The sequence below is a fragment of the Catenuloplanes niger genome, from assembly GCF_031458255.1.
Lineage (GTDB): Bacteria > Actinomycetota > Actinomycetes > Mycobacteriales > Micromonosporaceae > Catenuloplanes > Catenuloplanes niger.
This window is the reverse complement of sequence record NZ_JAVDYC010000001.1, coordinates 2,756,154-2,778,827: the sequence shown is the minus strand read 5'-3', so window position 1 is coordinate 2,778,827 and position 22,674 is coordinate 2,756,154. Positions and strand designations below refer to the sequence as shown.

The 22,674-nt window shown below is 67.6% G+C and carries 10 protein-coding genes and 2 pseudogenes; 7 read left to right on the top strand and 5 right to left on the bottom strand.

All coding sequences use genetic code 11. The features are described 5' to 3' along the window. Positions 1 to 82: 82 nt before the first annotated feature. A pseudogene (istA, locus tag J2S44_RS11935) lies at positions 83 to 1,645 on the bottom strand (IS21 family transposase); the annotation flags it as partial. A gap of 219 nt (positions 1,646 to 1,864) precedes the next feature. Between istA and J2S44_RS42885 the strand changes: the two are divergent. Continuing rightward, a pseudogene (locus J2S44_RS42885) lies at positions 1,865 to 2,149 on the top strand (WD40 repeat domain-containing protein); the annotation flags it as partial. Further along, positions 2,147 to 2,476 carry a WD40 repeat domain-containing protein gene (locus tag J2S44_RS11930; protein WP_374727975.1) on the top strand — a complete coding sequence of 110 codons (330 nt, stop codon included), beginning with the start codon at positions 2,147 to 2,149 and terminating at the stop codon, positions 2,474 to 2,476. The pseudogene J2S44_RS42885 and the gene J2S44_RS11930, both read left to right, overlap by 3 nt. 18 nt (positions 2,477 to 2,494) lie before the next feature. On the opposite strand, the gene J2S44_RS11925 is transcribed toward J2S44_RS11930, so the two are convergent. Together J2S44_RS11925 and J2S44_RS11920 are read right to left on the bottom strand one after the other, a co-directional pair. Continuing rightward, positions 2,495 to 3,778 carry an IS256 family transposase gene (locus J2S44_RS11925; RefSeq protein WP_374727795.1) on the bottom strand — a complete coding sequence of 428 codons (1,284 nt, stop codon included), beginning with the start codon at positions 3,776 to 3,778 and terminating at the stop codon, positions 2,495 to 2,497. A 456-nt stretch (positions 3,779 to 4,234) separates the two neighbouring features. Next, on the bottom strand, positions 4,235 to 5,872 hold the full coding sequence (locus J2S44_RS11920) for a tyrosine-type recombinase/integrase (RefSeq protein WP_310412080.1): 1,638 nt from the start codon (positions 5,870 to 5,872) through the stop codon (positions 4,235 to 4,237). Between the two features lie 465 nt (positions 5,873 to 6,337). On the opposite strand from J2S44_RS11920, the gene J2S44_RS11915 reads away from it, so the two are divergent. From J2S44_RS11915 to J2S44_RS11895, 5 genes are all read left to right on the top strand, one after another. Then, a complete protein-coding gene (locus J2S44_RS11915; RefSeq protein ID WP_310412077.1) occupies positions 6,338 to 13,069 on the top strand; it encodes an RHS repeat-associated core domain-containing protein in 6,732 nt (2,243 codons plus the stop codon). 30 nt (positions 13,070 to 13,099) lie between these two features. After that, positions 13,100 to 14,245, top strand: a complete 1,146-nt coding sequence (locus J2S44_RS11910; protein WP_310412074.1) for a Clp protease N-terminal domain-containing protein — start codon at positions 13,100 to 13,102, stop codon at positions 14,243 to 14,245. Positions 14,246 to 14,713: 468 nt separating this feature from the next. Continuing rightward, entirely contained in the window at positions 14,714 to 15,319 is a 606-nt protein-coding gene (locus J2S44_RS11905) for an FG-GAP repeat protein (RefSeq protein ID WP_310412071.1), read from the top strand. Positions 15,320 to 15,579: 260 nt separating this feature from the next. Continuing rightward, positions 15,580 to 17,238, top strand: coding sequence for a hypothetical protein (locus J2S44_RS11900; protein WP_310412067.1), 1,659 nt, complete (start codon positions 15,580 to 15,582; stop codon positions 17,236 to 17,238). Then, a complete protein-coding gene (locus J2S44_RS11895) occupies positions 17,235 to 20,831 on the top strand; it encodes a LamG-like jellyroll fold domain-containing protein (RefSeq protein ID WP_310412065.1) in 3,597 nt (1,198 codons plus the stop codon). Before J2S44_RS11900 ends, J2S44_RS11895 begins: the two co-directional genes overlap by 4 nt. Before the next feature lie 64 nt (positions 20,832 to 20,895). Here the strand turns inward: J2S44_RS11895 and J2S44_RS11890 are convergent, their stop codons facing one another. Together J2S44_RS11890 and J2S44_RS11885 are read right to left on the bottom strand one after the other, a co-directional pair. Continuing rightward, a complete protein-coding gene (locus J2S44_RS11890) occupies positions 20,896 to 22,434 on the bottom strand; it encodes an ATP-dependent DNA ligase (RefSeq protein ID WP_310412062.1) in 1,539 nt (512 codons plus the stop codon). A gap of 29 nt (positions 22,435 to 22,463) precedes the next feature. After that, on the bottom strand, positions 22,464 to 22,673 hold the full coding sequence (locus tag J2S44_RS11885) for a hypothetical protein (RefSeq protein WP_310412060.1): 210 nt from the start codon (positions 22,671 to 22,673) through the stop codon (positions 22,464 to 22,466). Between the last annotated feature and the right edge of the window lies 1 nt (position 22,674).

Here is a 22,674-nt window from a genome sequence, read left to right as displayed (position 1 = left end):
GTGGGGGTCATGACGCGGCGTCGTGTGGCGCGTCGGCCTGACGAGCGGGCTTCGGCTCGCTCGTCGTGTCCGCGCTCGTCGCGGCGGCCGGGGTCGGGACGGGGAACGGGATGATGTCGGCGAACAGGCCGGCGGGGCCGTGCAGGAACGCGGGCGCGCCGCCGTCGCCGGTGGGGCGGTCGGCTTCGATGTCCTCGAGCCCGGCAGCCAGGATGTTGCGGATGGTGCGGTAGGACGGATCGTCGGCCGTGGCGGCCTTGCGGCAGGCTGCTTCCAGGCGGTCGTCGGAGTACTTGCCGGCCAGGTTGAGGATCGCCTGCGCCGAGCGCAGCCGATGCAGCGCCGGCCCGTCCAGCAGCTCGGCGACAACGGCGGCGGTCGCGGGCCCGGTCTGCTCGGCCCGGTCCCGGCACCACTGCGGCGTGCGCGTGTGGAACGCGATCTTCTCCGGCGGATAGTCCGCGACGTCCGTGGCCCGGCCCCTGTCCGTGCGGACGTGCGTCTTGACCAGCTCACCGTGGTGGAAGACCTGCACCATTGTCGCGGTGGCGCGGATGTCGACCAGCTGCCCGATCAACCGCCAGGGCACCGAGTAGAGCGCCTTGCCGCACTTGACGTGAACGTCCGAGCCGACCTTGGCCCGCGACCACTCCGCCAAGGTGAACGCCGCGACCGGCAGCGGGGTCAGCGTGCCCGCCTCGGCCTGGTCGAACACCTGGATCGGGGTGCGTCCGTCCAGGCCGCGGTGCTTGCGTTGCCCGGCGACCTCCCGGCACCAGTGCAACGCGGAAGCCTGCATCTCGACCAGCGAGGTGAACTCCCGGCCCTTCCACCACGAGTCCCGGATATAAGGCATCTGCCGCTCGACGCGCGGCTTGTCCTTGGGCTTTCGGGCCCGCGCCGGGTCGACCAGCACGCCGTAGTGCGCGGCGAGCTCGGCATAGGCCCGGTTGAGTTTCGGGTCGTAGAGGTCGGGCTTGTCCACCCCGGTCTTCAGGTTGTCCGGGATCAGCCGAGCCGGACTACCGCCGAAGAACGCGAACGCCTCGACATGACTGGCCGTCCACGACGCCTGATCCATACTGATCACCGGCCGCACGAACATGTGCCGCGAGTGCGACAACACCATCACGAACGCCCAGACCCGCTGCGAACGGCCGGTCCGCGGATCCATCCACGAGCCCAGCAGGCCGTAGTCGATCTGCCCTTCCAGCCCCGGCTCCGGGTCGGCACGCAGCACCGTCACCTTGTCCCGCGCCGCGTCCTCAGCCAGGTTCGCCGTGACATACCGCTTGAACGAGGCCAGCGACCCGGCAACCCCGTGCTCGTCACGCAACCGCTGATGGATCGTCGCCTTGGTCACCCCGGCCCGCAGCATCTCGACGATGTAGTCGTGATGCTTCGCGAACTCCGGCCAGGTCACCTGCCGAAGCCGGGTATCGGTCAGATGCGGAAACCACTGCCTGACCAGCGGCGCCCAGTCCTCCTGACTCATCGGCGGCGTCCCACCCGGCACGAACCCCGCCGCGACCGCCGCCTCGACATACCGCCGGATCGTCTTGCGGTCCACCCCCAACGAGCCCGCGACGTCGTACTGAGACCGGCCCGCGTACCAGTGCGCCAGGATCTCGGTTATATCGATCACGTGGAACGTCCTCCTCGCCATCCGCTCCCCAAAGGGCATGCCGACGTGAAGATGATCTACGCGACAGAGCGATGATCTTGGCAACTACGGCGGAACGCTCGCCGTCCCCTTCACGAACATCACGAGCGGCCCGGTAGTCCATGACGAGCGCGCACCAGGGGAATTACGTGAGCGGATCACGGGCCCTTGGGGGAATTACGTGAGCGCTGACAGGCGTACAGCCCGGATGGGAAGCACCTGGCCAGCGCCAGCTTTGACAGGACGCTGCGGGTCTGGGACGTTGCCACCGGGCAGTCACGCAACCTGACCGACTACACCGAGGCGGTGAGGGCCGTGGCGTACAGCCCGGACGGGCAGCACCTGGCCAGCGCCGGCGACGGCGGGACGCTGCGGGTCTGGGACCTTCGGTCACGCACCCTGACCGGCCACACCGGGCCAGTGATCTCGGTGGCGTACAGCCCGGATGGGCAGCACCTGGCCAGCGCCGGCCAGGACGGGACAGTGCGGGTCTGGGACCTTGCCACCGAGGAGTCACGCACCTTGACCGGCAACACCGAGACAGTGGAGGCAGTGGCGTACCGCTCAGACGGGCAGCACCTGGCCGGCGCCAGCGCCGGTGGGATGCTGCGGGTCTGGGACCTTGTCACCGGGCAGTCACGCACCCTGACCGGCTACATCGAGCCGGCGGGGGCGGTGGTCTCCAGCCCGGACGGGCAGCACACAGCGAACATCGTCGGCGACGGGACGCTGCAGGTACAGGACCTTCACACAGGGCGGTTACGCACCCTGACCGGCTACACCGAGATGGGGGAGTGTCAAGTTAACGGCTGATCTTGGTTGTTGAGGTGGTCAGTTGTCGGCCGGGGTGAGCCGGCCTTCGAAGGCGATCTGGAAGGCGTTCAGGGGTGCCTTCCAGCGCATGGTCCAGCGCCTTCGGCCCGCGCCGGTGGGGTCGAGGCTCATCAAGGCCATGTAGACGCACTTGAGCGCGGCCTGCTCATTCGGGAAGTGGCCGCGAGCTCGCACGGCCTTGCGGATACGGGCGTTGACCGACTCGATCGCGTTCGTGGAGCAGATGACCTTGCGGATCTCGGCGTCGAAGGCGAGGAACGGCACGAACTCGGCCCAGGCGTTTTCCCACAGCTTCACGATCGCCGGATACTTACGGCCCCACGCCTCGGCGAACTCGAGGAACCGCTCGGCCGCGGCGTCCTCGGTCGGTGCGGTGTAGACCGGCCGCAGCGCCTTGGCGATCTTGTCCCAGTCCTGGCGCGCGGCGTAGCGGAACGAGTTGCGCAGCAGGTGCACCACACACGTCTGCACGATCGTGCGAGGCCAGACGGTCTCGACCGCCTCCGGCAGGCCCTTGAGCCCGTCGCAGACGAGCATCAGCACGTCGGCGACGCCGCGGTTCTTCAGCTCGGTCAGCACGTGCAGCCAGTGCTTGGCGCCCTCACCGCCGTCACCGGCCCAGATGCCAAGGATGTCGCGGTGCCCGTCGACGGTGACCGCCATGGCGAGGTAGATCGGCCGGTTCGCGACCTGCCCATCGCGGATCTTGACGTTGATGGCATCGATGAACACGACCGGGTAGACCCGGTCCAGAGGCCGGTTCTGCCACTCCGCCATGCCGTCCATGACCTTGTCGGTGATGGTGGAGATGGTCTGCTTGGACACCTCAGCGCCGTAGACCTCGGCCAGGTGCGCGGCGATCTCGCCGTGGGTCAACCCCTTGGCCGACAACGACAACACCATGTCGTCGACGCCGGTCAGCCGCCGCTGCCGCTTACGCACGATCTGCGGCTCGAACGTGCCCGCGGCATCGCGTGGGACTCGCACCTCGACCGGCCCGACGTCGGTGAGCACGGTCTTGGTTCGGCTGCCGTTACGGGTGTTCCCGCTGCCACGACCTGCCGGGTCGTGCTTGTCGTAGCCGACGTGGTCGGTGATCTCACCGTCCAGCGCTGACTCCAGCACCCGCTTGGTCAGCTGCTGCAGCAGCCCACCCTCACCGGTCAGCTTCAGCCCGTCACCACGAGCCCGATCGACCAGCATCGCGATCAACTGCTCATCCGTGACCGCATCCGCCGGCCTGGCGGCCGGCTCCTGCCCCGAGGTGATCTCGGTCGTCATCTGGCGTCTCTCCCTTGATCGGTCGATCAGCCGTTATTTGTACAGTCCCATCCATAGCCACCGTCACGCGACTACCGCGGTACATCACCGGCACGCTCGTTAAGGAGCCGTGATGAGTGCAGGTGGCCGCTACTTGCCGACCGTCAAAGTCGGCGCGCCGGTAGGCGGGCGTTCCGCTCGGTGTCGTCATGACGAGTCCTTTCGGCTGAATGCGCCTCTACGGCGGATCCCGTTCGGGCGATAGTGACTCAGCGGCTACCTGCTTCTTCGTCCATCTTAAGTAGACCGGTCTCTTTCAACCGTGTCAATGCAATTGGGGGAGCTGCTATGGCGCACGATGTGCGAGCGCGGGGTGTGACGCATCCGTTTGATTGTGCACGTCTAGTTGGTGCGTGGTTGCCGCGCCACGAAATACTTCTAAATGTTCGAGGAACGGGAGTCCGCGACGAGTCAGCTCTAGGCCGCAGTGGGAAGTCGGTACCTGTTCCGCTGCTCGCGCAGCAAGGCCTCGGACTTCACCAGTGCTGTGAGAGTGTACGCCAGAGTTGTCTTCGTTAGCCTATCACCAATCTTGGCCGTGAGATCCTTCCGGGCGACGCGGCCGTCCTTATCGGCGACTGAACGGGCAGCGGCTAGTACCACCTCACGTGACGTCGTTTTCGGCAGGCTCAAAGGCTTCACCGCCGTTGGTCGGCCGGGCTTGCTGCGCGTGGCAGCGGTAATCGCGTCTATGGCCGCTTGCTCGGCCTTCGGAAGTAGCCCGCCGTAGATGTCGACGGTGGTACGTATGCTGCCGTGACCCAAGCGCCGGCTGATGGCGTTGACGGTAACGGTTGGATTGGCGAACAAGAATCCCGCATGGCTGTGACGCAGGTCGTGTTCGTTAAGGTTTCTCGGAAGCACCCCGGGACACCCACAGGTGGAGACGGCGTCTGCGCGTGGCCCGAAATGGCGACCGCACCGGTTGTATCCCGGCACCACGGAGAGGTTGCACGGTTTCCCGCTGTAGGCGCCGATGCCCCCGTAATCGCCGCAGCGGCCGGAAGAGCCCTCCATGCGGGTTTCCTGGTTGGGGGGAGGATGCAGGCCACAGCGCCGGGCGTTCAGCACCGCCGGTTTCCAGATGTGCGTGTGCCAGTTCTGATAGCGCATCGGCCCTCCCCGGCGCGCCCGGACGACGAACGCCTCCGGTGGCAGGCCCTGCACGTAATCGACCAGCTGCTCATACAGGTTCATGGAGATTCCGACAGTGCGTCGCTGCCGGCTCTTCGGCGGGCCGAGGTACCAGGAGCCCTTCTTCTCGCGGCTCTCCTTCCATGCACGACGAAACCGGATCCGCGGGCCCTCCGTAGCTGTCGGAGCCAGGATGTCCTCCACCGCCAGTGCCGTGACCTCGGAGTACCGCCCACCGGTACCAACAAGCAGCTCGATCACGATGCGGTCCTCGGGTTTGAACGCGGACAGCAGTACCTGGTATTGGTCCTCGGTGAGGTAGAAGCGGTGCTCGGTCCCCTCGTCGTCATGGTCCGTCTCGTTACGGACGAACCCGGACTCCAGACAGGGGTTGACGGTTATGTGCCCCCTGGCCACGGCAGCCTTGAAAAGAGAGAAGACCACTGAGTAGTACCGGGTTACGGAGGTGTTCGCGAGGGGCTTGTGCCCGCTGCTGACGGGTGGCACCCTCAGGTCGTTGATGATCTTTCCGATCTCAACGAAGGTCACCTGGTCCACGGGGAGATGTCCGATCAGTGGGGCGATGCGTCGCTCGAACTTCGAGCGATAGTTCCTGCGCTCCCGTGGACTGAGCCGTACACGTGACCCGATCCACTCCTCGAACCAGTCGCGGACCAGGGGCGTACTGCTCACCTTCTTGCGCTCTCCAAGGACGGATGCGTAAACCTCGTCGCTGGTGATGCGGTGCCGGCGAGCCTCTGCCAGCTCCTTCGCGGTGTTTGCCAGCGAGAGCGCGCCCTTGTCGAGCCCGGTGAAGGTGCAGGTTTGCGTCTTGCCGCCCCGAGAGCCGCCGAACAGCCAACTGACGCGGTATGAACCCGACTTGCCGTCCTTGCTGCGTCGCGTCTCAAGCTTGGCCACGTGCGTCAGCGTACCCAAATCGGTTAGCCCATGGGCTAACCGAAATGGTCCGAAGAGGTCGTGCATGGTCGGGGGTGGTCCTAGTTGGTGCTATCTGAGCTGGGCAAACGCAATTCCCCCTGGTGGAGGTCCTGACTGAACGAGGACTTCTAATCCACCGGTCGCAGGTTCGAGTCCTGCTGGGCGCACCCTCACCTCCGCCGTCGGCATGCATCGACGGCGTCGTGCACTCGATGTCACGCAGGTGAATTCCGGACACCGGCGCTCACGAACCGTAGCCGCCGGATGCCGCCCTCAAAGTTGATCTTGCAGGTGGGATGCGTATCGATCCCGCTCTACTCGGTGACCGCCCGTAGTGCGGCTGTCTCATGTGGTTAGTGGGCACCGAATGTGATATTGACACGACATTCAGTTAAGCCTAACGTCTCGCCTCGACCTTGATCCATGTCTGACGGGGGAGGCGTGATGGTCGGTCGACTCATCAAGTCCTGGAAACGCCGTAGCCGATCGACGCGTGTGCGCGGTCTGGCCGCGTTCAGCGCCATCATCGTCTCCTCGACGCTGCTGCAGGTCGTGGCCCAGCCGGCCACGGCCGCACCGGGACTGAGCCGTCCGGCCACACAGGAGCAGGGCGAGCCGGTACGCGGTGTGGACGGCACCGCGAAGCCGCGCCCGGTGAACCCGGTGCACGCCATGACCGCCACCCCGGCCACGGTTGCCTGGCCCGCGGCCGGGACCGCGGAGGTTGCGGTCACCGCCGGTGCGAAACCGGTCGCTGTCGGCGGTATGTCCGTGTCGGTCAAGGCACCCGCGGGACGTTCGGCCGCCGCCGCGGCTCGATCGGCGCCGGATCGGGTGCGGGTGCAGACGCTGGACCGCGCGACCTCCGCACGCGCCGGTGTGGACGGCCCCGTGGTGCGGGTCGGCGCGGTCGCCGGCAAGTCCACCGGATCGGTGCGGTTGTCGCTGAGTTACGCGGGCTTCGCCGACGCGTTCGGCGGCGACTACGGCGCACGACTGCGCCTGGTGCGGCTGCCGGAGTGCGCGCTGACCACGCCGAACGTCGCCACGTGCCTCCCGGTGCCGTTGCAGACGGAGAACGACGCGCAGGCACGGACGCTGTCCGCGGACGTACCCTCGTCGTCGCTGATCGCGGCGGCCGCGGCGGAGGCGTCGGCGCAGGGCAGCTACGCGGCCACGTCGCTGTCGCCGTCGTCGAAGTGGAACGTGGCGAACTCGTCCGGCGCGTTCAGCTGGTCCTACCCGATGCGCGTGCCGCCGGTGCCGGGTGGTGAGGCGCCGGGCGTGACGCTGTCCTACAGCTCGCAGACCGTGGACGGGCGCACCTCGGCCACGAACAACCAGGGCTCGTGGATCGGTGAGGGCTTCGCGTTCGAGCCGGGGTTCATCGAGCGGTCCTACAAGGCATGTGTGGACGACGGCCACGACGCGGTCGGTGACCTCTGCTGGGCGTACGACAACGCGACGATCTCCCTGGCCGGCCGGTCCGGGAAGCTGATCAAGTCCGGTAACGCGTACAAGCTGAGCTCGGACGACGGCACGAAGATCGAGCGCCTGACCGGTGCGACGAACGGTGACTCCAACGGCGAGCACTGGAAGGTCACCACGGTCGACGGCACGCAGTACTTCTTCGGCCTGAATCGCCTGCCGGGATGGTCGTCGGACAAGCAGGAGACGAACTCGGCCTGGACCGTGCCCGTCTACAGCGACGACGCGGGCGAGCCCTGCTACAACGCCACCTTCGCGAACGCGGCGTGCACCGAGGGGTGGCGCTGGAACCTCGACTACGTCAAGGACCTGCACGGCAACGTCGTCTCGTACTTCTACCAGAAGGAATTCAACTACTACGCGAAGAACGCGAAGTTCGACGTCAACGGTACGAGGTACGACCGCGGCGGCTACCTGACCCGGGTCGACTACGGGCAGAAGGACGGCGCGGTCTACTCCACGAACGCGCCGGCCCGGGTGCACTTCAAGACGGATGAGCGGTGCCTGCCCACCAGCACCGTCAACTGTGCGCCGGGCTCGCTGAACGCCGGCACCGCGACGTCGTGGCCGGACGTGCCGTGGGACCGCAACTGCGCGGAGAACACGAAGTGCACGCCGTCGCAGGCGTCGCCGTCGTTCTGGACCCGCAAGCGCCTGACCTCCGTCACCACCGAGATCCGCGGCGCCTCGACGTGGACGCCGGTGGACGCGTGGGACCTGACGCACACGTTCACCAACAACGCGGACGGCTCCCGCTCGCTGTGGCTCCACAAGATCCAGCACCGTGGCCTGGCCGGTGGCACCGTCACGATGCCCTCGGTCGAGCTCGGCCCGAAGCAGCTGCCGAACCGGATCGACAACGGCACCGCGGACAACATCGCGCCGCTGATCCGCCCCCGCCTCACCCTGGTGCTGAACGACACCGGCGGTCAGGTCGACGTCAACTACAAGGACGCGGACTGCGCCATCGGCAGCCTGCCGACGTCGGAGTCGTCGAGCACGAAGCGCTGCTACCCGGTCAAGTGGAACCCGACCGGCGAGAAGGAACCGATCACGGACTGGTTCCACAAGTACGTGGTGGACTCCGTGATCGAGACGGACAACACCGGTGGCGCGCCGGACATGGTCACCTCCTACGAATACCTCGGCAACGCCGGGTGGAAGAAGGAGGAGCCGAACGGCCTCTCCGACGCCAAGTACCTGACCTGGTCGGACTGGCGCGGCTACGCACACGTGCAGGTGCGGCAGGGCAACGGGCAGATCACCACGACCCGCGGCGACCACTTCTACCTGCGCGGTCTGGGCGGCACGGTCACCGACTCGGTCGGCACCGTGCACACCGACCACGACGAACTGGTCGGCTTCGGGTACGAGACGCAGGCCTTCGACGGCGCGACGATGATCTCGAAGACGGTCACGTCACCGTGGCGGCACGAGACCGCCGCCGTGCAGCACAGCTGGGGCTGGGACCGCTCGTTCTTCGTGTCGCCGGCCTCCGAGCGCGGATTCACCGCGCTGGAGTCCGGCGGGTGGCGGGAGACGAAGACCATCACCACCTACGAGACCGCGCTCGGCCGGGTGACGAGCGTCGACGAGCACGGCGACGTGGCCGTGACCGGTGACGAGAAGTGCACCCGCACCACCTACGCGGACAACCCGAACATCCACCTGTACCAGGTGGTGTCGCAGGTCGAGGGCTTCTCCGTGCTGTGCTCGGCGACGCCGAACCGGGCCACGCAGCTGCTCACCCACGACCGGAACTACCACGACGGCTCGACCGTGCTCGGCGCCGCGCCGTCCAGGGGCGACGTGACGCGGACCGAGAAGCTGGCCACGCACGACGGGACCACGGCGACGTTCGTGCCGGTGGCGAGCACGGTCTACGACGGCTACGGGCGTCCGGTCGAGTCGCGCGACGGCGTCGGGACGCTCACCAAGACCGCGTACACCGAGATCAACGGGCTGACCGCGCTCAAGGTGGAGACCAGCCCGGCACCGTTCAACTTCGTCACCACCACGGAGTACGAGCCGGCCTGGGGCCTGCCCAAGTCGCAGTCGGACCCGAACGGGCGCAAGACCGAGATGGCGTACGACGCGATCGGCCGGCTCGTCAGCGTGTGGAACCCGGACCGGTCGCGAGGCGCGGGCACGACACCGTCGATCAAGTACAGCTACACGATCCAGGCCGGCACGATCGTGTCGACCAAGACCGAGAAGATCGAGGCGGACGGCGTCGGCTACGGCGCCGAGTACACGCTCTACGACGGTTTCCTCCGGCCGCGGCAGACCCAGTCCGAGGGCCCCGAGGGGGGCAGGCTGGTCGCGGACACGTTCTACACGCACACCGGCCAGCTGGCGAAGGTCAACGACACGTACTTCGCGGCGGGTGCGCCGTCGGGCGCGCTGCTGACCAGCGACGGTACGAAGGCGATCGACAACGGGCTGGTCGACCTGCAGACCGCGTACACCTACGACGGGGCCGACCGGGTCAAGGTGACCACGACGCTGGTCTCGGGGCAGGAGAAGTGGCACTCGACCACGCGTTACGGCGGGGATCGGGTGCACGTCGACCCGGTCGCGGGCGAGACTCCGACGACGCGGATCACCGACGCGCGGGGCGCGCTGATCGAGCTGCGGCAGTACCACGGTTCGACCGCGAACGGTGCCTTCGACGCCACGACGTACACGTACAACGTGCGTGGGCAGCAGGCGACGGTCACCGACCCGGAGGGCAACGTCTGGCGGTACTTCTACGACCAGCGCGGCCGGAAGATCAAGTCGGAGGACCCGGACGCGGGCACGTCGACGATCGCGTACAACGACCTCGACCGGCCGGTCACCACGACGAACGGCAACGGCGAGAGCATCCACACCGAGTACGACGTGGTCGGGCGGCCGCTGGCCACCTACGCGGGCACGGACAAGACCGGCACGAAGCTGACCGAGTACACGTACGACACGGTCGCCAAGGGCGAGATGTACACCGCGAGCCGGATCGTCAACGGCAGCAAGTTCATGCAGATCAACTCGGCTTTCGATGTCAACTATCGGCCGACCGAGGTGCGGTTCAGCTTCCCGAAGGCCGAGGTCGGCGACGCCCTGGGCGGCACCTACATCTTCCACACGGCATACAACGCCGACGGGTCGGTGAAGTCGACGACGTTCCCAGCGTCCGGTGGCCTGCCCGGGGAAGGTGTCATCTACTCGTACGACGATCTGCAGCGGCTGACCGGCATCCGAGACGCTACGTCGACGATCCTGACCAAGACGTCGTACGGGCAGACCGGTGAGCTGCTGCAGGCCGAGCTGAACACCGGTGGCAAGAAGGCGTGGCAGACCTTCGAGTACGAGGAGGGCACCAGCCGCCTGGTGAAGTCCCGGCTCGACCGCGAGGGCGCCCCGGTCATCGACTTCGACCAGCGTTACACGTACGACGCGTCCGGCAACGTCGAGAGGATCGAGGACAAGCCGGCCGGCGGCCAGACCGACATCCAGTGCTTCACCTACGACTACCTGCGCCGGATGACCGAGGCCCGGTCGACCGCGGACACGTGTGAGTCCGGCACGGTCGGCGGACCGGCGGCGTACCGGTCGACGTACACCTACGACAAGGCCGGCAACCGGGTCTCCGAAACCCAGCACGGCATCGGCGGCGCCGCCAGCGTGACCCGCGACTACGTCACGCCGGAGCCCGGCGCGGCCCGGCCGCACGCGCTCACCCAGGTGACCGAGAAGACCATCTCCGGCGACCGGCTGCACACCTACGAGTACGACGCCGCGGGCAACATGACCAAGCGCGTACAGGTGGGCGAGGAGCAGACGTTCGACTGGAACGCCGAGGGCAAACTCGACTCGGTCACCAAGGCGGGCCAGAAGACCAGCTACATCTACGACGCCTCCGGCAACCGGATCGTCCGCAAGGAGCCGGGCGCGACCACGCTGTACGTCGGCGGCATGGAGCTGAAGCTGAAGACGGCCACCGGCGTCGTCGACGGCACCCGCTACTACCCGGTCGGCAGCGGCGCGGTCGTGGTCCGGACCGTGGCGGGCACGTTCTTCGAGGTCGCCGACCACCACGGCACCGGCCAGGCCAGCATCGACGCCACGACCGGCGCGATCACGATGCGGCGCAGCACGCCGTTCGGTACGCCGCGCGGCACCCAGCCGGCGTCGTGGTCGAGTGAGAAGGGCTTCGTCGGCGGGACACAGGACTCGTCGACCGGGCTGACGCACCTCGGGGCGCGCGAATACGACCCGGCGATCGGCCGGTTCATCTCGGTCGATCCGATCATCGACAGCGCCGACCCGCAACAGATGCACGGGTACGCCTACGGCAACAACAACCCGACCTCGTACTCCGACCCGGACGGACTCCGCCCGCTGGTCACCGAGGGCGGCCACGCCGAGGAGATGTTCCACAAGACCAACAACACCCAGTTCAAGAAGGCCTCGAACGGCAAGTTCTACCTGTACGACCGCCCCAGCGGCAAAAAGGCCACCACCGCCAACATCGGCGGCTACAGCGTCGCCCCCACGCCCACGGTCGACCCCGCGGTCGCGCGCGCCCAGGCCGAGGCCGAGGCGGCCAGGCAGATGGTCATCTCGGTCGCCAAGGAACTCGGCGTGATCCTGATGGAAGAATTGGGCATCACCGACGCCTTGGACTGCTTCACCAAGGGCGACCTGGGCGGCTGCGCCGCCACCGCAGTCACCGTCCTCACCAGCTTCATCGGCGGCCTCCCGGCCAAACTCGCCGCGAAGTACGGCCTCCGCTGGGGCAAGGCCGCAGCCCTGGGCAAACGCCTGTACAACCTCGGCGGCAAGCTCATCGAGGGCGCCCAGAAGTGGATCGCGAGCCGCAAGCGCGTTGACGCTCTCGGGAGTTGTCTTACAAGCGGCAGGCCTAACAGCTTTACGCCAGGGACCCTGGTGCTGATGGCCAACGGCACTACCAAGCCGATCGAGGACGTCGAGGTCGGAGATCAAGTCCTGGCCACACAGCCTGAGACGGGCGAGACCGCAGCAAAGACGGTAGTCGCCACGATCGTCGGCAGCGGCGAGAAGAGCCTTGTTCGGCTCACTGTCGACACCGACGGTGACGAGGGTGACTCGGTTGACGAGATCACGGCCACCGACAATCACCCGTTCTGGATCCCCGAGGCAGGTGAATGGTTGCAGGCTATCGACCTGCAACCAGGTCAGTGGCTTCAGACATCTGCCGGCACCTGGGTCCAGATTACTGCGGTCTCTCGGTGGACTCAGTCTTATCAGCAGGTGCGCAACCTTACCGTCGGCGAGATTCACACATACTATGTTGTCGTCGGCAGTACTTCTGTACTCGTACACAATTGTGGGGACGAGTACGACGGGTTGCACCGTGCGGAAGGTGAGTCCAGTCAACTCGAAGATTACGAACCGCAGCACCTTCGGCCGGAGGCGACTGCTGAAGTACCGCTGAAATTTGCAGTGGTTGGGGCCGTTGAAGGTGCGACGGATAAATGGTCGGCCAGCCTTCCGTCGAAAATCCTCGGTTACTTGCCGGAGGGCAACTTGAAAACCGGATTGGATGTCGCTGGGCGGGTCGCGTATGGTGCCTACTATTCTAGGCGTGCATACTATGAAAACGGCGGTGGGTATCCGGCAATGCATCGAGCGCCTGAGCGGTATCGCGGTCGGCATCGCTCATAGCAATAGGCTGATGACGGAGTTGAGGTATCGATGTCTGTTGTTGTTGGTGGCGGCCTGTACCGAGTGCTTCAAGGCGCATGTCGAGTTGCCGCTGACCTGAATCAGCTGGCAATCGGTACGGACACGGTTTTTGTCGCATTGCTTAATGCATTCCCTAATATTGCTTCGTTGGTAGGCCCTCGGCCGGTCAGGGTGACTGGATACGATTTGCATCAGGGCGTGGAAGCTGCCGCAGTCGATCTTGTACCTGAGGTCGAAATTGAGTTGGGACGCGCTCTGAAGGAAGTGCATTGGCGTGTGTTTGGCTGGGTGCGTGACGGCACGCCATCGAATGTTCCCTCTTGGACAAATGGGGCGCGATCGGTGCTTCGTCTCGCGATGGCGATCGCTGCTTCGCGCCGGGATTCATGGGTGGGTGCAGATCACCTGCTAGAGGCGCTGATGGCGGACCAAGAGGGAGTGCCGGCTCGATTGATTCGGCAGCGAGGAGTGAATCTGGATCACTTGACGACGGTTGCGCGACAGGTGTGGCCGACACCCGGAGGTGAGCCTCCGCGTCGGGCGCTCGCCGAGCTGATGCACCGGGCTGGGGTTCTCGTCTCGCCAGGCCAGGAGAACCGTGCAATGGGGGCGTTGACACGTCATCTGACGTCTGGAGTCGTTCATCTGTTGACTAACGCGAGCCCGGCTCTAGCGTTTTTGGAAGACGAAGCCATTGCTGAAACGGTCCGCTCGGGGTGGCCTCAGACGACGTCGGCGCATTTGCTGCTGGCGGTTGTGGTGCTGGAAGAAGAGATGATGGCGGGTGATTTTTACCCGTCGGATAATTATCTTTCAGCTTGTGGCATCGTACTGAAATCCATCGGATTTGATCGAGGAAAGGCGTACCGATACCTCGAATCGGTCATGCGGGAAGAGCAGTCCGCTTCACCGCAGAGGCGGCGGGCCTGGAGGAGTAATCCGAAGAATCCGCCGTGGACGATAACTGCGGTGCGAGTCGCGGACTCTGCGCGAGGTGTTGGTAGCGCGCCGGTGGGAAGTGCGCATCTCTTGTATTCCATTCTCGTCGACTCCGACGATATTGGTCGGCGCCTGTTGCGCGAGCAGGCCATCGATCCGCAGGACGTTCGCGTTTCGTTGGCGCGGCGTCTCGCCTTGGGTAACTCTGAGGCTTAAGTGGCGGCGGGTGGATGGCTGTCGTCCCCGCGTGGTAATTGGGTGATAAGGCCGATGTCTTTGATGCGGCACGTGCAGTGGCGGTCATTTGCTGTTCGTCGACCGGCTAATAGCTGCAGCGAATGTTTGGGTTACGCCTTGATTTTTGTCGTTTCTCTGAGGGGAATGTTGTGTCAAGTTTGCGCGGCTTTCCATTAGTTGGATATAGGGGTCGATCTCGTCATGCGCTCGCAATCTTCGGCTGCGTGCTGATTGCTGCTGTGTCGCTCAATGGCTCGGCATCTGCGGCGCCCATTTATCTAGCAAGAGCTGTCCCTGTTGGAATATCGACTGATTCTGCATTTGCTGGCAGCGTGGCGGCGGGCGTGTGTAATGGGACCGGTGGTGCGTATGACTTTCAACGGGGATCGGCGCCGAGATGTTGCTATAGCCGACCCTGGTGCTAATGATGGCGCTGGACGAATAATAGTGCAGTACGAGGGAATCAACACCACTCAGGTCCTTGATCCGGCCGTCGCCGGTAACAATAAGTTCGGTGCTCAGGCCGGGGATCAGTTCGGGTATTCAATGGATATCGTGGACTGGGATTCGGATGGGTGCACGGATCTGCTGGTCGGGGTGCCCTTCGAGGATCTGGCGAGCGGTGGGCGCGATCACGGCATGGTGCACCTGATCTACGGGTCGCCGGACGGGCTGGGCAAGGGCAAGGTCAGTGAGAACTGGACGCAGGACAGTGACGCCGCCGGGTTCGGGGATGTCGCGGAGAGCCGGGACAACTTCGGGTTCTCCGTTGCCGCGTCGCGGACGGCGGCGAATCAGCCGTACCTCCTGATCGGGGTGCCGGGCGAGGACACCTTCGGCCACTGGGACACGGGGCTCGTGCACATGCTGCGCGGGACCATGAACTACACGCTCTGGGTCGGCGACGGGATTCCGGGCGCGGCGGTGGCTGACGGTCGGGTCGGCTACCCGCTGAACGCAAGTGCGCATGATTTCGTGCTGAGCGGTCGGATGGCGTCATCGGCAACGTTGCGTTCGTCGGCTCGACGGAGGTGTTCAGCAGTACGGCGATGAACCGGGGGCTGTCGAAGCTGGTGGCTGACATCGATCAGGACTCGAAGGACGGTTCCAGGACCGAGATGGCTGGGCGGGTGATCAGCGGTTCGTTGTAACGGACCCGGCGTATGCCGCGCTCGGTACGGGCACCGGGATGAAGCGGGAATCAGCGGGCGTCCGCAGTGCGGTGGTTACTTTCCAAGAATCTGCGGCGTACGCCGACTGGCATTGGTGCCATGTCGTTCTTTGTCGTAGTCGCATTTTTGGAGGGAGGAACTGTGGATGTCATGCGCGGGATTCTGAAAATAAGACCGGATGGTCGATCGCGTCACGTGTTCGCGGTCTTTGGTTGTGTACTCATCGGTGCGGGGTTCCTCACCGGTTCGGCATCCGCCGGGCCTCGGCAGCCTACGGCGGCGGAACCGGCTGCCGTGGCGGACGCTGTGGCGGCTGCCAACACTCTGGCGCCTGCCGACGCTCTGGCTTCCGCCAGCACTGTGGCGGCCGCCAACGCTGGTGCGGTCGCGGCCGGCTGTGGTGGGACCATCGGTGGTGCGCACGATTTCAATGGGGATCTGAAGCGCGACATCGCCATCGCCGACCCGGGGGCGAACAACGGCGCCGGGCAGATCGTGGTGCAGTACGAGGGGGTGGCCGGTACTCAGGTCATCGATCAGACGTTCGCCAGTGGCGGTGCCTTCGCGGCCGGGGCTGAGGACCAGTTCGGCTTCGCGATGGAGGCCGTGGACTGGAACTCGGACAGCTGCACGGATCTGCTGGTCGGGGTGCCGTACGAGGATTCGACGGCCGGTGGGCGGGACCACGGGATGGTGCACCTGATCTACGGGTCGCCGGACGGTCTCGGCAAGGGGAAGGCCAGTGAGAACTGGACGCAGGGCTCCGGCGGCTTCGGCAATGTCGCGGAGGGGCGGGACAACTTCGGGTTCGCCGTCGCGGCGGCGCGGACGGCCGCGTTCGAGCCGTACCTGCTGATCGGTGCGCCCGGGGAGGATCTGGGCGACATCTGGGACGCGGGGATCGTGCACGTGGTGCGGGGCACGGCGAACTACGCGATGTGGAGCGGCAACGGCGTACCGGGTGATCCGGAGCGTGACGACCAGGTCGGCTATGCCCTTGACGCGTCCACCCATCATTTCGTGCTGGGGCGGCCGGGGCAGACCGTCTCCGGCCAGGGATTCGCCGGGGCGTCGCAGGTGTACAGCAGCGTGGCGATGAACGGTGACCTGCCGAAGTGGGTGGCCGACATCAACCAGGACTCGAAGGACACCGCGGGCACCGAGATCCCGGGCGTGGCCCGGCGCGGCGACCAGTGGGGCAAGTCGGTGGCGATCATCCAGTACAAGGGGACCGCCACGTCGCTGCTCGCGGTCGGTGTGCCGAACGAGGAGGTCGGCGGCGTCCCGGATGCGGGCATGGTGCAGCGGTTCGTCGTGACCGACACGGCGTACAGCGTGCTCGGCGCGGTGACGGAGGCGACGCCGGGAATCGGTGGCGACCCGCAGCGCGGTGGCTACTTCGGCTTCAGTGTGCGGCTGGCTCACCACGCCGCGCCCGGGCCGGTCACCGACGACACGCTGCTGCTGGCGGTCGGCGTGCCGGGCAAGGATGTGCGGGGGGTGCGGAACGCGGGCACGATCCGGGTCTTCCGCGCCACGTCCACCACGATCCCGGGTGACATCGGCGTGGACCGGGACACGATCCTGCCGGGTGATCCGACGGCCGGCGAGATGATCGGCATGGCGATGAGTGAGTCCGCTGCCCGGCTGCACATCGGTACGCCGACCGGCGACGACAAGCTCTTCGGTATTCCGTGGTTCTGGCTGGCGGCCGGGACGCTGAACTACGACTACGTGTTCCCGAACGCCGGCACCACCGCTCCCGCCGGTTCCGCACTCATCGGATGGACCGCGTCATGACGACACACGGCAAGCGATGGATACGCGCGGCCGGGCTCACCGCCGGACTTGCCGGCCTGCTCGGCGCACTCGCCTATGTGGAATACGTGCCGGAGGTGGCGGTGGCCGCTCCGGCGGTGTCCGCCCCGGCGGAGGACGGGCGGCAGACGCAGGAGGCCGCGATCGAGGCGGCGGCGAAGACCGGTAAGCCGGTGGAGATCCTGGCGTTCCGCGGTGAGCGCCGCGAGGTGTTCGCCAACCCGGACGGCACCACGACCGAGAACACGTACGTCCAGCCGGAGCACGTGGCGAAGGGTGACTCCTGGGTGCCGGTGGACACCACGCTCGTCGCACGCTCGGACGGGTCGGTCGCGCCGAAGGCCGTACCGTTCGGTGCGGCACTGTCCGGAGGCGGTGCCGAGGATCCGTTCATCGAGGTGGAGCGGGCCGGCCGCACGCTCGGTCTGACCTGGCCGGGGGCGCTGCCGAAGCCGGTGCTCAACGCCGATCAGGCGACGTACGGCGAGGTGCTGCCCGGTGTCGACCTGGTGGTCAACGTGACGTCGACCGGGTTCTCGCACGTGCTCGTGATCAAGAACGCCGAGGCGGCCGAGAATCCGGAGCTGGCCGAGCTCGACCTCGGGCTCAGCACCGGCGGGCTGAGCGTGCGCGCGGAGGACGGCGGCCTCGTCGCGGTGGATGCCGCGACCGGTGGCGCGGTCTTCGAGGCGGCGCCCCCGGTCATGTGGGATTCCGGATCGGCGCCGCGGGCCGGTGCCCGCACCGCCGCGCCGGAGCAGGCCGACCCGACGCGCGCCGCGCCGAACAACGCCAAGCGCGCGAAGCTCGGCGTGCGGCTGGACGAGGACGGGCCCGGCGGGGACGCGCCGGGCAAGGACCAGACGACGCTGACGCTGACGCCGGACCGGGCGATGCTCACGGCGAAGGACACCCGCTGGCCGGTGTACGTCGACCCGGTGTGGGCCGACACGTCGAACTCCGGCTGGGCCGGTGTGCAGAAGGCGTTCCCGAACCAGCGGAACTGGAAGTTCTCCGGTAACGCGGGCGTCGGCCTGTGCCCGCCGGAGGACGCCAACTGCGCGGGTGGCAACGACGTCAAGCGCATCCTGTACGCGCTGCCGTCGCCGTACCAGGGCAAGGACATCATCAGCGCGCAGTTCCACGTGGGCATGACGTACAAGTGGGGCAACGTCACGAAGCCGGTGTCGCTGCACCTGGTGCACGGCGAGATCTCCGCCGGTACGACCTGGGGCAACCAGCCGGGGATCGGGACGTTGCAGGAACAGAAGTCACCGACGAACACGGTCGCCTGCAACGCGCGCAACGTCGAGTTCAACGTCAAGGACGCGCTCACGTACGCCGCCGCGATCAAGGTGTCGACGACCACGTTCGTGCTGAAGGCGACGAACGAGGGTGACGGCCAGGCGTGGAAGCGCTTCTGCGGCAACGCGTTGCTGCGGGTCAACTACAACACCCCGCCGAACCGGCCGGCGCAGAGCCAGCTGGTCACCACGCCGGGCGGTGCCTGCGTGCAGGGTGCGAACGTGCCGTACACCGACACGATCCCGGAGCTGAAGGCCACGCTCTCCGACCCGGACCACAACCCGGGCCGGCACACCGAGGACCTGCTCGCCGACTTCGAGCTGACCTGGACGACGCCGGCCGGGGAGAAGGTGTCCCGGCTGATCGCCACTCCCACGAAGGCGAGCGGCTCGCAGTTCAGCATCACCGCGCCGGCCGACATACCGGAGAACGTGGTGGTGTCCTGGCAGGTGCGGGCGTGGGACGGGCGGGCCCGCAGCCAGTGGAGTGGCGAGGGCGGGCAGACGGTCTGCCAGTTCGTCTACGACCGGAGCCAGCCGGAGGGACCGGACATCGACTCGGCGGAGTATCTGCCCTCGGACGCCGCTGACACGACGCCCGCCTGTGTGGAGAGCGAGGCCTGGCTCGGCTCGGTCGGCGGGTACGGGACGTTCACGTTCGACAGCCCGTCGGCGGACGTCACGAGCTACCGGTACGGCTTCAACACCAACCCGTCGGCGAACAACGTGCTGACGCCCTCGACGCCGGGTGGGCCGGTGTCGGTGGAGTGGATGCCGACCGCGGAGGGCCCGAATTTCGTCACGGTGCAGGCGTTCGACAAGGCGAACAACGACACGGTGACGTCCGTGTGCACGTTCCGGGTCGGCATCCGGCCGTCCACGGCGGAGTGGGCGCTGGACGAGCCGGCCGGCGCGACCACCGCGGCTGACGCCCGCGGGACGCTGCCGGCCACGGCCGCCGCCGGTGTCACGTTCGACGTGCCGGGCCCGGCCTGCCAGGACACCGCGACCGGGTGTACGGACAATGCGGTGGCTCTGAACGGCACCGCGACCGGGTATCTGACCACCGGCGCGGGTGCGGTGCCGATCGACACCAGCCGGGCGTTCGCGGTCGGGGTGTGGGCGCGCCTGGCGGACGACGCCACCGCGCGCACCCGCGACCAGGTCGTGCTCAGCCAGGACGGCACCGGTGAGTACGCGTACTCGATCGGTTACGAGGCGGCGACCCGCACGTGGACGGCTCGGGTGCCGCACAACGACGTGATGAACGTCGACTCGCACTGGGCCAAGAGCACGGTGCCGGCCGTCTTCGGCGAGTGGACACACCTGGCGCTCGTCGTGAACGCACCGGCGCGGAGGATGACGTTCTACGTCAACGGCATCCCGCAGGGCCAGGATCTGGTGTCGGCCAGCTGGTACGCGGACGGACCGGTGCAGATCGGCCGCCGGTACCACAAGACCGGCTACCGCGACTTCTTCCAGGGTGAGGTCGCGGACGTGGCGCTCTTCGACCGGGTGCTGATGCCGGAACAGGTCCGGGCGGCGTCCGAACTGCCGCCCCGCCGGGTCGGCTACTGGACGCTCAACTCGGCCGCCGGTGGCACGTCGCCGTACTACAGCGACGACGACGTCACTCCCGGCCAGGACCTGACGCTGGCCGGCGGACCGGTGCTGTACGCGCCGGACCTCGACGCCGACCCGACGGCCACGTCGGCACTGGTCGGTGCCGGTCATCTGGTCCTCGACGGCGTCGACGACCATGCGTACACGGGCGGGCCGGTGGCCGCGACCGACGGCAGCTTCACGGTGTCCATGCGGGTGCTGCCCTCGTCCGCGCAGTGCGGTACCGGCCGGGCGGCGATCTCGCAGGCCGGCACCCGGTCGAGCGGTTTCGTGATCCGGTGCGGCACCAGCGGCCGCTGGGAGGCGGTCCTGCCGCGGGACGACGCGAACGGGGCGGCGGCCACCGTCATCGACACCGGGGTCCCGGTGAGCACCGATGGCAGCGGGCAGCATCTCGCGCTGGTCTACGACGCGTTCCTGAACACGGTGTCGCTCTACGTGGACGGCGCGCTGAGCGCCACGGCGACGGCCTCGCACTCGTCCGACTGGGCCGCCGGCGGCGGGCTCCAGGTCGGCCGGGCGCTGGCCGACGGCGTGTACGGCCAGTACTTCGCCGGTGTCGTCGACGACGTGCGGGTCTACACCGGCGTGGCGACGACGCCGATGGTGCAGCTGCTGGCCTCGCGGCAGGAGCAGACGCAGCTCTGACGAACGCGTCCGGTCCGTGGGAGGGTGACGTCTCTCCCACGGACCGGACGCGTCGCGGGGCCGGTCAGGCCGGTGGCAGGCCCGCGTGGATGGCGCGGACCGTGGCGATGGTGTCGGCCTCGGCCGCGGTCTTGTCATCGCGGTAGCGCAGCACGCGGGCGAAGCGCAGCGCCACGCCGCCGGGGTAGCGCGGGCTGGTCTGGACGCCGTCGAAGGCGATCTCGACCACCTGCTCGGGCCGGACCGTGACCACCCAGTCGCCGCGGTCGACGGCGAGGGACAGGAAGCGCTCGGTCTGCCAGCGCAGCAGTTCGTCGGTGAGGCCCTTGAAGGTCTTGCCGAGCATGACGAACCCGCCGGTCTGCTCGTCGCGCGCGCCGAGGTGCAGGTTGGACAGCCAGCCCTTGCGGCGGCCGCTGCCCCACTCGACCGCGAGCACGACCAGGTCGAGCGTGTGCCGGGGCTTGACCTTGACCCAGGCGCCGCCGCGGCGGCCGGAATCGTACGGCGCGTCCAGCGACTTGACCACCACGCCCTCCTGCCCGGCGCGGATCGCGGTGGCGAACAGCTCGGCGCCGCGCTCGGCGTCGCCGGCCCGCTCACGGCCGACGATCAGCTCCGCCGGCAGCGTGTCCGCGAGCGCGGCCCAGCGCTCGGCGCCGGGCGCGTCCAGCAGGTCGGTGCCGTCGAGGTGCAGCAGATCGAAGAAGTACGGCGTGAGCAGCGTGCCGGTCGCGGAGACGGTGCCGCCGGTGCGGGTCGCGGCGCGGGCGGACGTCTCCTGGAACGGGCGCGGCCGGCCGGTGGCGTCCAGCGCGATCGCCTCGCCGTCCAGCACCAGGTCGCCGGGCGGCAGCGTGCGGACGGCCGCGACCACCTCGGGCATGCGGCCGGTGACGTCGTCGAGGCTGCGGGTGAAGACGGAGACGTCGTCGCCGGTGCGGTGCACCTGGATGCGGATGCCGTCGAGTTTCACGTCGACCATCGCGGGCGCGCCGGTGCTCTCCAGCGCGGCCTCGACCGTGGGCGCGCTCTGCGCGAGCATCGGGGCGAGCGGGCGGCCGACCCGGAGGCTGAACTCGGCGAGCGCGGGTGCGCCGCCGTGCAGCGCGGCCGCGGCCACGGTTTTGAGGTCACCGCTGAGCAGCAGCGCGCGGCGCACGGCGGGGGCCGGGACGTCCGCGGCCTTCGCGATCGCGTCGGCGAGTATGCCGGCCTGGGCGCCCTGGCGCAGCTCGCCGCTGAACAGGCCGGTCAGCAGCCGCTGCTCCTCGGCGGTGGCGGCGGTGAAGAGCGCGCCGACCAGTGCGCGGCGTTTGGTCTGGGAGCCGGTGCCGGCGACCGCGGCCAGCTCCGCGATGGCGGCGTCCACGCCGGCGACGGTCAGCGTCGGCTCGGCCGCGGGCGACGGGAGGTCGCGCAGGCTCGCATAACCCACGCCGGTCTGGCGCTGGCGCAGCTCACCGGCGAGATAGGCGGCACCGGCGGTCACCTCGCCGGGGTCGAGCCGGCGCAACGCGTCCGCGAGCAGCTCGATCTTCGCCTTACGCGCCGGCGTGGCCGCGACGGCGGAAGAGGTGGCTGCCAGGTCGATGAACCTCACGGATCCATCCTGGCAGCCACCTCCGACAATTACGCGGCAATAGAGGGCTCCACGACCCGGAGGCCGCGGGCCCGGACCGCGTCGGCGAGGCGGGCGAGCTGACCGTCCACCGCGACCAGGGCGGCGGAGAGGTCGTCGAGGTGCTCGGCGAGGACGGTGTCGTCCCACCCGGAGACGTCCACGTCTCCCAGCGCGCTCACGGCGGCGTCCAGCCGCGCGATCACATCATTCGTACTCATG

Excerpts from the sequence above, each read along its gene's own strand:
- J2S44_RS11925 (WP_374727795.1), bottom strand. The coding sequence starts at position 3,778 with ATGACGACCGAGATCACCTCGGGGCAGGAGCCGGCCGCCAGGCCGGCG.
- J2S44_RS11915 (WP_310412077.1), top strand. The coding sequence starts at position 6,338 with ATGGTCGGTCGACTCATCAAGTCCTGGAAACGCCGTAGCCGATCGACG.
- J2S44_RS11910 (WP_310412074.1), top strand. The coding sequence starts at position 13,100 with ATGTCTGTTGTTGTTGGTGGCGGCCTGTACCGAGTGCTTCAAGGCGCA.
- J2S44_RS11895 (WP_310412065.1), top strand. The coding sequence starts at position 17,235 with ATGACGACACACGGCAAGCGATGGATACGCGCGGCCGGGCTCACCGCC.
- J2S44_RS11885 (WP_310412060.1), bottom strand. The coding sequence starts at position 22,673 with ATGAGTACGAATGATGTGATCGCGCGGCTGGACGCCGCCGTGAGCGCG.